This is a genomic window from Streptomyces montanisoli, from assembly GCF_017813245.1.
Lineage (GTDB): Bacteria > Actinomycetota > Actinomycetes > Streptomycetales > Streptomycetaceae > Streptomyces > Streptomyces montanisoli.
Genome location: NZ_JAGIQL010000027.1, coordinates 43,354 through 56,679 on the forward strand (window position 1 = coordinate 43,354; position 13,326 = coordinate 56,679).

Consider the following 13,326-nt stretch of genomic DNA (forward strand, 5'->3'; position numbering starts at 1 on the left):
GATCCGCTTTGTCTTCCCTCCTGAACACCCCGCTGCACGAGCTCGACCCCGACGTCGCCGCCGCCGTCGACGCCGAGCTGCACCGCCAGCAGTCCACGCTGGAGATGATCGCCTCGGAGAACTTCGCCCCGGTCGCCGTCATGGAGGCCCAGGGCTCGGTCCTCACCAACAAGTACGCGGAGGGCTACCCGGGCCGCCGCTACTACGGCGGCTGCGAGCACGTCGACGTGGTCGAACAGATCGCCATCGACCGGGTGAAGGCGCTGTTCGGCGCCGAGCACGCCAACGTGCAGCCGCACTCGGGCGCGCAGGCCAACGCGGCCGCAATGTTCGCGCTGCTGAAGCCCGGCGACACGATCATGGGCCTGAACCTCGCCCACGGCGGGCACCTGACCCACGGCATGAAGATCAACTTCTCCGGCAAGCTGTACAACGTGGTCCCGTACCACGTGGACGGCGAGTCGGGCCAGGTCGACATGGCCGAGGTGGAGCGCCTCGCCAAGGAGTCGCGTCCGCAGCTCATCGTGGCCGGCTGGTCGGCGTACCCGCGGCAGCTGGACTTCGCGGCGTTCCGCCGGATCGCCGACGAGGTCGGCGCGTACCTGATGGTCGACATGGCGCACTTCGCGGGGCTCGTCGCGGCGGGGCTGCACCCGAACCCGGTGCCGCACGCGCACGTGGTCACCACGACGACGCACAAGACCCTCGGCGGCCCGCGCGGCGGTGTGATCCTCTCGACGGCCGCGCTGGCCAAGAAGATCAACTCCGCGGTCTTCCCCGGTCAGCAGGGCGGCCCGCTCGAGCACGTCATCGCGGGCAAGGCGGTCGCGTTCAAGGTCGCCGCGTCCGACGACTTCAAGGACCGCCAGCAGCGCACGCTGGACGGCGCGCGCATCCTCGCCGAGCGGCTGGTGCGTGCCGACGTCGCCGAGCACGGAGTCTCCGTCCTCTCCGGCGGCACGGACGTGCACCTCGTCCTGGTCGACCTCAGGAACTCACAGCTCGACGGCCGGCAGGCCGAGGACCGGCTGCACGAGGTCGGCATCACGGTCAACCGCAACGCGATCCCCAACGACCCGCGGCCGCCGATGGTGACCTCGGGCCTGAGGATCGGCACCCCGGCGCTTGCCACCCGCGGCTTCGGGGACGAGGACTTCGCCGAGGTGGCGGACGTCATCGCCGAGGCGCTGAAGCCCGAGTTCGACCGCGACGCGCTCGCGGCGAGGGTGGCGGCGCTCGCCGCGCGGCACCCGCTGTACCCCAGCCTGTAGCGGTCTCGTCACCGCACGTGCACGCGGGGCATCGCGCACACTGGAGTGTGGCGTGCGGTGCCCCGCCGTGCGCCTGTGCGCGTGCGCGGCCCGAGTGCCGCGGCGCCACGAGCAATGCCCCATATGGCAGACAACGGCGTCTACCGACCAGCAAGGAGTCACCCGTGGCCATCTCGGTCTTCGACCTGTTCTCGATCGGCATCGGCCCGTCCAGTTCCCACACGGTCGGCCCGATGCGCGCGGCGCGCATGTTCGCCACCCGCCTCAAGAACGAGGGGCTGCTTGTCCATGTCGCGTCGGTGCGCTCCGAGCTGTTCGGGTCACTGGGCGCGACGGGGCACGGGCACGGCACCCCCAAGGCGGTGCTGCTCGGCCTTGAGGGCAACGCGCCGCGCACGGTCGACGTGGAGCACGCGGACGAGGAGGCGGAACGTATCTCCACAGGCCGCGCCCTGAACCTGCTCGGCGTGCACGAGATCCCGTTCGACCCGGACGCCGACCTGGTCCTGCACCGCCGCAAGCGGCTGCCGTACCACGCCAACGGCATGACGTGCACGGCGCGCGACGCGGCGGGCGAGGTGCTGCTGGAGAAGACGTACTACTCGGTCGGCGGCGGTTTCGTCGTGGACCAGGACGTCCTCGACGGTGAGAAGGCCGGCGAGAGCCCGATCAAGCTGGACGACACGGTGCTCAAGCACCCCTTCAGGACGGGCGACGAGCTGCTGCGCCTCTCACGCGAGACCGGCCTGTCGATCTCCGCGATGATGATGGAGAACGAGCTGGCCTGGCGCACCGAGGACGAGGTCAGGGCGGGCCTGCTGGAGATCTGGCAGGTCATGCGGGCGTGCGTCAGCCGTGGCATGAGCCGCGAGGGCAACCTCCCGGGCGGCCTGAAGGTGCGCAGGCGCGCCGCGCACTCCGCGCGCCAGCTGCGCGCCGAGGGCGACCCGCACCGCCACGCGATGGAGTGGATCACCCTCTACGCGATGGCCGTGAACGAGGAGAACGCGGCGGGTGGCCGCGTCGTCACCGCGCCCACCAACGGCGCGGCGGGCATCATCCCCGCGGTGCTGCACTACTACATGAACTTCTGCGCGCACGGCGCGACGCAGCGGGAGCGCGACGACGACGTGGTCCGCTTCCTGCTGGCCGCGGGCGCCATCGGCATGCTGTTCAAGGAGAACGCGTCCATCTCGGGCGCCGAGGTCGGCTGCCAGGGCGAGGTCGGCTCGGCGTGCTCGATGGCGGCGGGCGCGCTCGCCGAGGTGCTCGGCGGCAGCCCGGAGCAGGTGGAGAACGCGGCCGAGATCGGCATGGAGCACAACCTCGGCCTGACCTGCGACCCGGTCGGCGGCCTGGTCCAGATCCCCTGCATCGAGCGCAACGGCATGGCGGCGGTGAAGGCGGTGACGGCCGCGAAGATGGCGCTGCGCGGCGACGGCAGCCACAAGGTCTCCCTCGACAAGGTCATCAAGACGATGAGGGACACGGGCCGTGACATGTCGGTCAAGTACAAGGAGACGGCGCGCGGCGGGCTCGCGGTGAACATCATCGAGTGCTAGGCGGTGTCCATGAGGATCCGTCTGACCAACGTCTTCGACGACACGTGCGGCAACCTGATCCAGATCATCACGCAGCCACGGTAGACGCGTCACCCCGCCGGCGGCCCCGAGACGAAGTGGCCGCTCTTGTCGTAGGGCCATGCGTTGGCCACGCAGCCGTGCAGCCCCTTGATCTGCTGCATCATCACCGGCGCCAGGCGGCCCTGCCCCGGGCAGGTCTGGTGCTGGAAGCCCAGGTAGTGCCCCATCTCGTGGTTGATGATCAGCGCGCGGTAGTCGTGGATCGGCCCGTCGAACGTGGGTGAGCCCTCGACCCAGCGTTTGAGGTTCACCACCACTCCGCCCGGCACCTCGCAGTCGTACTCGCCCTCGGTGTCCTGATGGATTCCCGCCCAGCACAGGGCGTCGGTCGTGCCCGGTGTCGCGATCTTCACGACGAGGTCGTAGGGCTTTGAGCTCACCAGCTGGAACGCGGAGGTCCCGTTGGCGGTCCAGCCCCGGGGAGCCGCGAGTATGTCCGCTATCTCGTTCGCCGCCTGCGTCGGCGACACGTCGACGCCGTCCTCGACCTCGACCTTGTAGCGGAGCGGCTTCGCCCCCTGGCCGACTCTCGCGCCGGACGCCCGGGCCGTCTCGAAGGTGCCGGGGCCCGTCGCCGGGACCTCGATCCGGGTGGGCGTCGGGCTCGGGGACGGGGAGGGCGGCGGCGAGGGTGTGGGGGCGTTCGGCCCGGACGCCGTGGTGTGCGTCCGGCCCTCAGCGCGCGGCGATCCGCTCGACGAGTCGCTTCGTACGCCGTTGACGAGGAACGACGCCGCGCCGGCCAGGGCGACGGCCACCAGCGTGGCGAGCAGGGGCCGCCGGCGCCGGCCGGCGCGTCGATGGGAGGACCCCTTTCGGCCCGTCATGCGCTCACGCATCCGCCGCACTCGCGGTCTCGTTCAGTGGTCGCTCGCACAGCGGTGCATCCCTCGTCGTCGGCGCGTGTTCCCCGGCACATCTCTTACGGACTCAGCCGCCCGTGGGCTTCGCGTCGCCGGTGGCGGAGACCCCCTGGGCGAACCGGACGATCTGGGAGTCGGTCAGGCCCAGCTCGACGGGCACCTGGATCAGAACCTTCTGGCCCTCCTCGGACGGGAAGATGAGCCACTTTGCCTGCTTGTCGCCGGTGAATCCCAGTTGGCCCGTCCTGCCCCGCACGCTGACCTTCTTCAGGGACTCGCCGGCGGAGAACCGGGAAGCACCCTGCAAGGACACGGCGATGCCGTCGGCGAGGTAGACGGCGCCCTGGGGCATCGTGCGCTCGGGCGTCCCCGGCGGCACGGCGACGAAGTCGTACTGGCTCACCGAACGCACCTTCCAGCCCTTCGGCAGAGTGGCGACCTTGAACCCGGCCGGCTGCGCGCCGGTGTAGGCCGCGAGTTGCAGGGAGCCGGCAGCCACCGATGACTGCGGGGACCCGGTCTGCGGGGACCCGGTCCGCGGGGTCCCGGTCACCGGGGCGGACGAGGCCCGAACCGCCGACGTGCGGGGCGCCGCCACGCTCGGCGCGGAGCCGCCGAAGGGTCCGCTGACGGCGGCGGTCAGACCGGCGGCCGCGACCGCGGCCGTCAGGCCCGCGCCCACGATGCGCAGGCGGCGCCTGCGGTTCAGCGCGCGATGTCCGCGGACGAGGTCCGCTGCGAGCTGTTCCGTGCCCGCGTCGGGCTGAGCACCCGTGGTGCGCAGCGCCCCGAGCGCGTCGATCACGTCCTGCACGGGAGATTCCTCCATGGTGTGGTCCTGTTCCCCTCAGACGTGGGCGGCTTCGAGACGGGTGAGGTTGGCGCGCAGCCGTTCGAGGCCGCGGGCGCTCTGGCTTCTGACGGTGCCCTCACGGCACCCCAGCGCCCTGGCGGTGTCGGCAACGTCGAGGCCTTCGACGTAGCGCAGCACGACCGCGGCCCGCATCCGGGCCGGCAGCACGTCCAGCAGGGTCACGAGCCCCGCGTGGTCCGCGACTTCGAGCTCGGCGGCGGGCACGTCGGGCACCTCGGCGTGGGCCTGCTCGCGGCGGCGGAACACACTGCGGCGGTCGTCGATCGTCGCGTTCACCACACAACGGCGTATGTAGGCGTCCCGGGTGTTGGGGCGGATTCTGGGCCAGGCGACATACAGGCGGGTGAGCGCCACCTGCACCGCGTCCTCGGCCCTGTTCGGGTCGCCCGACAGCAGAAGGGTGGCCAGGCGCACGAGTTCCGTGCGCCGCCTTCTCACGTACTCGCTGAACTCCCGGTCCTGCTCGCTGGTCGATCTCACAGATGTACGCCCTCCGGCGTCGGCATGTGCCACATGGACACCTCTTGTACGACGCCGGTCCCGCCCGCGTTGCACGACGGTCAAAGATTCTGCGCCCGGCGGGATCGCGTATGCGCGATCCCGCCGGGCGCAGGAGACTGCCGAGGTTGGAGCCGGGCGTTATGCGGGCTTTCTGGCCTGTACGTCGAAGCCCATCTTCTCGAGTACGTGAACGGCACCCGCCTTGCCGCCTTCGAAGTCGCCCGGGTTCAGCCGCTCACCGGTCGCGAATTCGTAGGCGGTGCCCAGGATGGCCTTGTGCGGGTAGCGCCGACCTCCGCTCACGAGCTCGTAACTCCTCGAAGGACCGAATCCGTGGGCCGAGAAGAACCGCTCCGCTCCCAGGCGGTCGTACTCTTCGATGGCGCGCCGGACTTCACCGGGCGACACGTGGCTCCACGTGACCATGGCGTCCACCTCTCAGGGTGATCGGGCTTCGGCTGTCCGCCGGTTGCGAGCGCACTCACTCCGGCGCGAGGGAAAAGGCGAGGGTCACCGTGCCGCGCATGTCCAGATGCGCCGCGCTCGCCGTGCGGACGTAGCGCAGGACGACCTGGCCGCACTCCTGGCAGCGTGCGACAAGGCCGGGCGCGTCCCGGTACACGAGCAGCCGGGCCACCGGTCCTGTGGCGCCGCAATGGGCGCATTCGCTCTGCGCGACGGTGACGTCGGCCGTGAACACCTCGGCCAAGGGGCCGGCCAGGGCGTTACCGTCCACGTGATCGTCGGGCAGGTGCTCTTCTGACGTCATGTCACTCTCCTGTACCGCCGAATCGCTCCACCCGCACACGCTCGGGGGAATGCCCGAGAAGGACGAGGTAGGCGGACGCCTTCTCGGCGAAGGCCGTGGGTCCGCACACGTAGCACGTGGGCGCGAACTCCGCCGGCCAGCCGTGGTCGACAAGATCGGACGGGACGATACGGCCCGGCTCGCGCTTCGCGCCCTCCGGCGCCTCGCGGGTGTACAGGTACGTCACGTCCAGTCCCGGCAGGCCTTCCCGCAGTTCCTTCGTGTAGAGGCCGTGCGCGGGTGAACGCAGGGAGTACAGCAGCCGGAAGGGCGTACGGCCGCCGGAGGAGCCGCGGGCCCTGATCATGGACATGAGCGGCACGAGGCCGGAGCCACCCGCCACCAGCAGGACGGGTTCCTCCTGTTCCGGGCGCCACACGAACCAGCCGCCCACCGGTCCCCTCAGTTCCAGAAGGTCGCCGACGGCCATGTCGTGGGCCAGGTAGGGCGACACCTCGCCGTCGGGCAGCGACTGCACCGTGATCTCGAGGTACCCGGGCTCGGGCGTCGACGCCACCGAGTAGCTCCGCTGGGTCGAGTAGCCGTCCTCGGCGGTCAGCCGCACATCGACGTGCTGGCCCGCGAGGTGCCCCGGCCAGTCGGGCACCTTCAGCATCAGCGTCGTGGCTTCGGCGTACTCGCTGCCGCGCCCGACGACCTCGGCCGTCCTCCAGCGGAGTCGCTCGCCTAGTCTCCCCTGTACCGTTGCTCGCGCCATGGGTCTCCGTAGTCGTGGTAGCCGGCGCTTTCCCAGAAGCCGGGTTCGTCTTCATCGCGAAGCTCGATGCTCCGCAGCCATTTCGCGGACTTCCACAGGTAGAGGTGGGGTACGAGCAGCCTGAGGGGACCACCGTGCTCGGGCGCCAGCGGCTCGCCCTCGTAGGTGTGCACGACCCACGCCTTCCCGTCGAGGAGATCCGCCAGCGGGATGTTCGTGGTGTAGCCGCCGTGGGACGACACGAGCGTGTGATCGGCGTCCGTCTCCACGTCAGCGAGGAGGACGTCCAGGGAGATGCCCTCCCACCGCGTCTCGAACTTGGACCACTTCGTCACGCAGTGCAGGTCAACCGTGGGGCGCTCCGAGGGCAGGGCCATCAGGTCCGCCCACCGCCACGTGTGGCGCCGGCCGGTTTCGGCCGTCACGCTCAGTTCGGTGTCAGCCGCCGAGAGACGCGGTGTCGGGCCCGCGGAGAGCACCGGGAAGCCGGTGGTCTCGTACTGGCCGGGCGGCAGTTTCCTGTCGGCCGTGGGCCGCCTGCCGTGGAATCCGCGCGAGATGATCACCGCACTCACCGTCCTCGGGGATCAGCGATATGGGAGCTTTTCCCATGATGAGTAGATTCGTAACTTTCGAGGACGTCAACGCGGGCCGTACTGGTCCGGGTCGACGATGTGGACGGCCGACTCCTCAGCCGATGCGGCGCCGCCGTCTGTCCCCACGTCCCTGGCCCAGTAGTCGTCACCGTCGTACGCGACGCCGGTGACGTCCGTGTCCCACGACACGAGACGTCCGGAACGCACCGCGCCGACCTGGTCGTCGATGATCTCTCCGTCCGTGTCCGTGGTGTCGCCCGGGAAGTCGCCCTCGCCCTCCAGGCGGTCGACGGGCTTCTCCTCGCGGGCGAGGCGCCGCGACAGGGACTCGTGGCCGTGCGACTCCCGCTCGGTGATGCCCCACTCCCTGACGGCCAGGGGACGTTCGGCCGGCGAGTAGCCGGCGTCGAGGTAGTCACCTATCTCGTCCTCGTCCAGTTCTTCCTGGGATCGCAGAAGTCCGTTCTCCTGCTCGCCGTCTCCCATGACGTCCTCCCGTTCTCGCTGACACTTCCGAGGAGAACGCACTCCTCGCACAGCTCACAGCCATGTTCGTGTCGCGCGGGCGGGATGTCTTACCGCATTCCGTGAGGCGGTTCACGACGATCTTCGTGCGGCCGCCTCACCCCTCGACGGTCTGCTGCGTCGAGCTCCACGCGTACTGCAGCCAGTCCGACGCGGCGACAGCGGTGAGTCCGCCCGCCACCAGCCTGGTCGCCCTCGGCGCCGCGACGTAGCCGCAGAGCAGCCCGCCCGCCACCCAGGCGGCCAGGCAGAACGGGCAGGCGGCCAGTTCGCCGACGGCGAGCGCCAGACCGTGGCCGCGCGGCTCGTCCATGACCTCGCTGGCGGTCGTGGCCTCCTTGCGGCGCGTGAACGGCGCGCGCACGAAACTGGTGATCTTGTCCTTCGCGATCAGCCGCGACGCCTTGTGCGTGGCTGCCGCGATCAGCAGGAGGTCGAAGGGCGACAGCCGCTCGGGCAGCCGGACGCCGGCGCGCCGGGCTGCCAGCGCGAAGGCGCCGACCCCGCCCGCGTAGAGCCCCGCCAGGGTGGCGTAGCCGCCCAGGGGGATGGCCTCGTCGGGGGCGTAGGCGCTGCTGAGCTCCCGGCCTGCCGACACAGCACGCCTTCGTATGGTTGACGCCATGGTTGCTCTCCTGTCCGGGGATGCGGCGGAGCCATGCGGGTACCCAGGTGGGGCGCGGTTCACCGTGTGTCCTGCCGCGGCGGGGGGCGCCGGGCGGGGCAATCGGCTCAGTCCTGGGACGCTCGGGCCCGGCTACCGGGGGGCGCGGGCGGTAGCTCGTATCGTCGCCGTGCACGCCACGCTGCGCCGGCCGGCCGGTGCACGGTGGCGATGGGCCGCGACCGACCTGCGAGGAGGCTGTTGTGCTGTACGTATACGGTCTGACGGCCGCCTGCCTGCTCGGCCTGGCGTTCGTACTCCAGCAGCACGCCGCCGAACGCGCCCCCGCGGCCGACGTCCTGTCCTTCCGCCTCCTCCTCGACCTGGTGAAGGTCCCGCTGTGGCTGGCGGGCATCGGCTGCATGGTCGCCGGGCAGCTCGTCAGCGTCCTCGCGCTCGACCACGGCGAACTCAGCGCCGTCGAGCCGCTGCTGAGCACCAATCTGATCTTCGCGATGGCGCTCGCCCGCCGGCTCACCGGGCAGCGCCTCGGCGTCACCGGCTGGACGGGAGTCGTACTCCTCAGCGGCGGCGTCGCCGCGTTCATGATCGCCGGCCGTCCCTCGGGGTCCACCCACGACGCGGGCGCGTTCCGCCACTGGCTCGTCGTCGGCAGCGTCCTGGCCGTGGTGCTCCTGCTCGTCGCCTTCGCCCGCCGGGTCACGACCCTGGAGCCGCCCCTCCTCGCCGCCGCCGCGGGCACGCTCTACGGGCTGCAGGACGCGCTCACCCGCGTCTCCACCCAGAACTTCGACGAGAAGGGCGTCAGCGGCCTGCTGCTCACCTGGCAGCCCTACGGCGTCATCGCGGCGGCCGTCACCGGCCTGATGCTCGTGCAGAGCGCCTTCGAGACCGGGCCGCTGCGCCTGTCACTGCCGTCCCTCACCGCGAGCGAACCCCTCATCGGCATCGCCTGCGGCATCGGCTTCCTCGGCGACCACGTCCGCACCACCCCGGGCGCGCTCGCCGGGGAGGCCGCCGGGCTCGTCGCCGTCGTCACCGGTGTCTTCCTGCTCGGCCGCCATCCGATGATGCCAACGGGTTCGCAGCAGCAGGCCGAACCGTCGGCACGCACCGGCGGGCCGCCGGCCGGGGACCGCGCCGAATGAGCCCAGGACGCGAGTGAGCTTCAGGACCGCGAGTGCGCGCCCGGCCGGGCGCGCGGGTCAGCGCGCGGGCGCTTCCCAGTGCTGCGACAGGGTGCCCACCGCGAGGCCCGCTGTCCTGAGGCCGCGCACCAGTTCCGGCAGGGCGCCCAGGGTGGCGTGCCACGACCCCTCGGCCGAGGTGCGGTCCGTGTCGTGGAGCAGCAGGGTCCCGCCGCCGGCGAGGTCGCGTTCCGCCGTCCTCACGACGGACGCGGGCGTGCAGTCGGCCGTCCAGTCCCTGCCCCACGCGCTCCACAGCACGGGCCGCAGCCCGGCGCGCGCGGCGGCGTACCAGCGGCCGCCGGTGAGGATGCCGTACGGCGGCCGGTACCAGCGGGGGTACTCGCCGCTCACCTGCCTGACGGTTTCGGCGGCCCGCGCGACCTCCCGGGCGTCGCGCGCGGGGCCCGGCAGCCAGGGGCGCGAGTGGGTCCAGCCGTGCACGGCGAGTTCGTGGCCGCGGCGCACCGCCTCGCGGCCGAGCTCCGGGTGGCGTGCCAGGCTCTCGCCGAGTACGAAGAAGGTGGCGCGCGCCGAGAGGTCGTCCAGGGCGTCGAGGAAGAGGGGCGTGCTGGCGGGGTCGGGCCCGTCGTCGAAGGTGAGCGCCACGTGCCCGGGGTGCCCGATGCCGGCGAGCCCCGGCAGCAGCCTCCTGCGCGGCCCGTGCAGCCATGTGCCCGCGGGCAGCACGTGGGCGGCGAGGGCGAGCAGCGAGGCGGCCGCGGCCGGCTTGGCCAGGTCGCGGATCATCGTGCCCCTCGCGTGCGGACGACCGATGCGTGAGGCCCTTGTCGGCCGGTCGCCGGTGTCCTGGGTGCTTCGGTCCTGATCACTTCCGGCTCGTCTCCTCGCGTTTTCCGGCGCCCTCGGCCTGATCCTCGGTGGTGTCCCAGTTCCCGGCCACCGCGGGCGAGCGCGAGAGGCCGACCGCGCCGAGGACCATCAGGCAGACGCCGAAGACCTCGGGCAGGACGTTGAGGCCGCCCATGACGCGCTCCTGGAACAGGGCCCAGCCGAGGACGACGCTCGACATGGCGTCGCCCAGGGTGAGCGCCGGCTGCGACGCGGCCAGCGACCCCGCCCGCAGGGCGCTCTGCAGCAGCAGGAAGCTCAGCAGCCCGACCGCGCACCCCACGTAGAGGTAGCCGGTCGTCAGCAGCTGGACCCACCCCTCCCCCAGCCTGCCCGTGACCTCCTTCATGAACGCCGCCGTCGTGGAGAACGAGACGGCCGACGCGCAGCCGAGCAGTGCCGCACGCGGTGCGCCGCCGAACCGGCTCGCCGCCAGGAGCAGCAGCGCGATGACCGCCGCCACGCAGGCCCCGGTCGGCAGCCACCGCCCGGCGTCGGACGTGGCGGTTCCCGCCGTGGGCGAGGCCGAGATCAGAAACGTGCCGAGGCCCACGGCGAGCATCAGGAACGACAGCCACGTCCGCCGATCGGGCGTGTGGTGGAAGACGATGCTGCCGATGACCAGGGTGAACAGCAGCTCCGTGGCGAGCAGCGGCTGCACGACCGAGAGCCTGCCGACGGCCAGCGCACCCGCCTGGCAGCCCGCGGACACGATGAGCGCGGCGGTGCCGGTCAGCCAGTAGGGGCGGTGCAGCAGGTCGACCATGCGGGCCAGCCCGGAGCGTACGCGCGACGACGCGGGCGACGGAGGGGACGCGGGCGACGGCGATCGTGGGCGGTCGCCGTCGCCGTCGCCGTCGCCGTCGCCGTCGCCTCCGTCGTCCTCCGTGTCGCCGCCCCGGTTCTCCTGGTCCTTCTGCTCCATGGCGGCGCGGCGCTGCAGCACCGAAGCGCCACCGTTGGCCATCGCGGCGATCAGCGCCAGCGCGACGCTGACGGCGTTCATCGTCCGGTCGTCCTCATCCGAACCGCGCGGCGAGGCGCCGGTAGACGGTGGGGGCGACGCCGCGGACCCTGCGCGGCCACTGGAGCCAGGCGGGCACGTACACCTCGTCCCGTCCGTGCACCAGCGCGTCCCAGACCGCGTCGGCCACCTGTTCGGCCGGCACGGGCCGCGGACGCGTCCGCGTGTAGGGCCGGCCGCGCCGCTCGAAGAACCGCGTGTCGACCACGCCGGGCACGATATGCGTCACCCGTACCCCCGTACCCCGCAGCTCGTACCGCAGGGCGTCCGCGAAGACGCAGATCGCGGCCTTGGCCGCCGAGTAGACGGCCTCCTCGCGTACCCCGAGCGTGCCCGCGACCGACCCGACGAGCACGATGTGGCCGCGCTTCTCCGCGAGCATGTGCGGCAGGACGAGCCGCACCAGGTGCAGCACCGACGTGAGGTCGACGGAGACCACCCGGTCGACGGCGGCCGCCGGCATGGCCGAGAAGGGCCCGGCCCAGCCGACGCCGGCACCGGCCACGAGCAGGTCGATCCTGTCGGTGGTGGCGAACGCGCTCGACACCAGCCCGCGTGCGCCCTCGGGCGAGGACAGGTCGGCGGGCAGCGCGACACCGGACGTGGCGGTGGCGACCTCGTGCAGGCGCTCGGCGTCGCGGCCGGTGACCAGCAGGTCCCAGCCGCCCGCCGCCATGCGCCGCGAGACGGCGGCCCCGATGCCGGAAGAGGCACCGGTCACCAGGGCCACCCCCGTCGACGTGCGGCGGCCGGCAGCGGTAGGAGCGACATCCCGGTAGTCGGGACCGGGCAGAGCTCGCGTCACGACGCCTCCTCAGACGGGTTGGCCCGGCCGCGGCGCTCAGCCACCGCACGCCGGGGACACGACGGGACCGCCCGGCCGTCGCGCTGTGGCCACTCGATCCGTGGACGACGTCGAGTTGACCGTTTTCACCGGTCGCAAACCCGCCGGGAGTACGTACCTGCCCTCGGGCGGCGGCCGCGGGCCTGACGCGGGACGATCGGTTTGAACCGCCGCCGGCGCGGATACACCGGCAGGACATCGAGGCCGGTGGTGACCATGCCGTTCCTCCTCGGATCCTCGAGACAGTGCTCCACGCGAACACTCCCCCGCGCCTCGGGCGGACCCATGGGGATCGGACGGCAATACCGCGTACGAAGCAGCCCGCGACGGCCGACTGGCCGAAGGCGAGGGGGAACGACGGAGGGAGAGGGCGGATGGGGCGACGCTTCCTGGTGCTGAGCGCGAGCATGGGCTCCGGGCACGACGCGGTGGCCGCGGAGCTGTCGGGACGGCTGCGCGCGCGGGGGCACGAAAGCGTTCGCGTCGACGTCCTCGACCTGCTTCCCGCCGGTGTCGGCGGCGCCGTACGCGCGTTCTACCGCACGGTCATCCATCACGCTCCGGCCGTGTACGCGGGCATCTACGCGACCTTCTTCCGGTCGGGTGGAGGGCCGAGACCGGGCAGCAGCCCGCTCGCCACCCTGGCCGACGCGCCCCTGCTCGACATCGTCGGGCAGGGCGCGTTCGACGTCGTCGTGCCCGTCTTCCACCTGGCGGCCCAGCTGACGGGCGGGCTGCGGGCCCGCGGCCGGCTGGGCACCGGCAGCGCCGTCGTCATCACGGACTTCGCCGCGCACCGGCAGTGGCTCCACCCGGGCAACGACCTGCATCTGTGCCTGACCCCGGGCATCGCCGACGAGGTCCGGCGGGCCGTCGGGCGTCCCGCGGCCGTGTCGGGGCCGCTCGTCGCCCGCCACTTCCTGCGCCCGGCGGCCCGCGGATCCGAGGAGCACACGTCTGAACCCCAGGTGTCGACTCAACCCGCGTGGCGGCTT

The 13,326-nt window shown here is 72.1% G+C and carries 16 protein-coding genes; 4 read left to right on the forward strand and 12 right to left on the reverse strand.

Annotated elements, in window-relative coordinates:
- Window positions 1-8: 8 nt before the first annotated feature.
- Both glyA and JFN87_RS09575 read left to right on the forward strand, forming a co-directional pair.
- Complete coding sequence (gene glyA, locus JFN87_RS09570; RefSeq protein WP_282961569.1) at window positions 9-1,271, forward strand: serine hydroxymethyltransferase; 1,263 nt, start codon at window positions 9-11, stop codon at window positions 1,269-1,271.
- 164 nt (window positions 1,272-1,435) lie between these two features.
- A complete protein-coding gene (locus tag JFN87_RS09575; protein ID WP_209339511.1) occupies window positions 1,436-2,833 on the forward strand; it encodes an L-serine ammonia-lyase in 1,398 nt (465 codons plus the stop codon).
- 89 nt (window positions 2,834-2,922) lie between these two features.
- Here JFN87_RS09575 and JFN87_RS09580 read toward each other — a convergent pair whose 3' ends face one another.
- The 9 genes from JFN87_RS09580 to JFN87_RS09620 form a co-directional block, all read right to left on the reverse strand.
- Entirely contained in the window at window positions 2,923-3,741 is an 819-nt protein-coding gene (locus tag JFN87_RS09580; RefSeq protein WP_245179050.1) for a DUF3152 domain-containing protein, read from the reverse strand.
- Window positions 3,742-3,844: 103 nt separating this feature from the next.
- The gene (locus tag JFN87_RS09585; protein ID WP_209339513.1) at window positions 3,845-4,606 is read right to left on the reverse strand and encodes a hypothetical protein; all 762 of its coding nucleotides are present in this window, start codon (window positions 4,604-4,606) and stop codon (window positions 3,845-3,847) included.
- Window positions 4,607-4,624: 18 nt separating this feature from the next.
- Complete coding sequence (locus JFN87_RS09590) at window positions 4,625-5,131, reverse strand: SigE family RNA polymerase sigma factor (protein ID WP_209339514.1); 507 nt, start codon at window positions 5,129-5,131, stop codon at window positions 4,625-4,627.
- Between the two features lie 159 nt (window positions 5,132-5,290).
- Window positions 5,291-5,578, reverse strand: coding sequence for a ScoMcrA-related endonuclease (locus tag JFN87_RS09595; protein WP_209339515.1), 288 nt, complete (start codon window positions 5,576-5,578; stop codon window positions 5,291-5,293).
- A gap of 55 nt (window positions 5,579-5,633) precedes the next feature.
- A complete protein-coding gene (locus JFN87_RS09600) occupies window positions 5,634-5,921 on the reverse strand; it encodes a DUF6510 family protein (RefSeq protein ID WP_209339516.1) in 288 nt (95 codons plus the stop codon).
- A gap of 1 nt (window position 5,922) precedes the next feature.
- Window positions 5,923-6,678: a ferredoxin reductase gene (locus tag JFN87_RS09605; RefSeq protein ID WP_209339517.1), complete on the reverse strand. Its 756-nt coding sequence runs from the start codon at window positions 6,676-6,678 to the stop codon at window positions 5,923-5,925.
- Window positions 6,648-7,244 (reverse strand): molybdopterin-dependent oxidoreductase, encoded by a 597-nt coding sequence (locus JFN87_RS09610; protein ID WP_307865377.1) that lies wholly within the window; start codon window positions 7,242-7,244, stop codon window positions 6,648-6,650. Before JFN87_RS09610 ends, JFN87_RS09605 begins: the two co-directional genes overlap by 31 nt.
- Before the next feature lie 75 nt (window positions 7,245-7,319).
- Window positions 7,320-7,760: a DUF5709 domain-containing protein gene (locus JFN87_RS09615; RefSeq protein ID WP_209339518.1), complete on the reverse strand. Its 441-nt coding sequence runs from the start codon at window positions 7,758-7,760 to the stop codon at window positions 7,320-7,322.
- 136 nt (window positions 7,761-7,896) lie between these two features.
- On the reverse strand, window positions 7,897-8,424 hold the full coding sequence (locus JFN87_RS09620) for a DUF1360 domain-containing protein (protein ID WP_209339519.1): 528 nt from the start codon (window positions 8,422-8,424) through the stop codon (window positions 7,897-7,899).
- A gap of 242 nt (window positions 8,425-8,666) precedes the next feature.
- Between JFN87_RS09620 and JFN87_RS09625 the strand changes: the two genes are divergently transcribed.
- Window positions 8,667-9,572 (forward strand): DMT family transporter, encoded by a 906-nt coding sequence (locus JFN87_RS09625; protein WP_209339520.1) that lies wholly within the window; start codon window positions 8,667-8,669, stop codon window positions 9,570-9,572.
- A 57-nt stretch (window positions 9,573-9,629) separates the two neighbouring features.
- Here JFN87_RS09625 and JFN87_RS09630 read toward each other — a convergent pair whose 3' ends face one another.
- The 3 genes from JFN87_RS09630 to JFN87_RS09640 form a co-directional block, all read right to left on the reverse strand.
- Window positions 9,630-10,361, reverse strand: coding sequence for a polysaccharide deacetylase family protein (locus tag JFN87_RS09630; protein WP_209339521.1), 732 nt, complete (start codon window positions 10,359-10,361; stop codon window positions 9,630-9,632).
- 79 nt (window positions 10,362-10,440) lie between these two features.
- Entirely contained in the window at window positions 10,441-11,469 is a 1,029-nt protein-coding gene (locus tag JFN87_RS09635; protein ID WP_209339522.1) for a DMT family transporter, read from the reverse strand.
- 13 nt (window positions 11,470-11,482) lie between these two features.
- Complete coding sequence (locus tag JFN87_RS09640; RefSeq protein ID WP_372449209.1) at window positions 11,483-12,292, reverse strand: SDR family NAD(P)-dependent oxidoreductase; 810 nt, start codon at window positions 12,290-12,292, stop codon at window positions 11,483-11,485.
- A 413-nt stretch (window positions 12,293-12,705) separates the two neighbouring features.
- On the opposite strand from JFN87_RS09640, the gene JFN87_RS09645 reads away from it, so the two are divergent.
- Window positions 12,706-13,326: MGDG synthase family glycosyltransferase (locus JFN87_RS09645; RefSeq protein ID WP_443732201.1), on the forward strand; the 621-nt coding region annotated here is incomplete at its 3' end.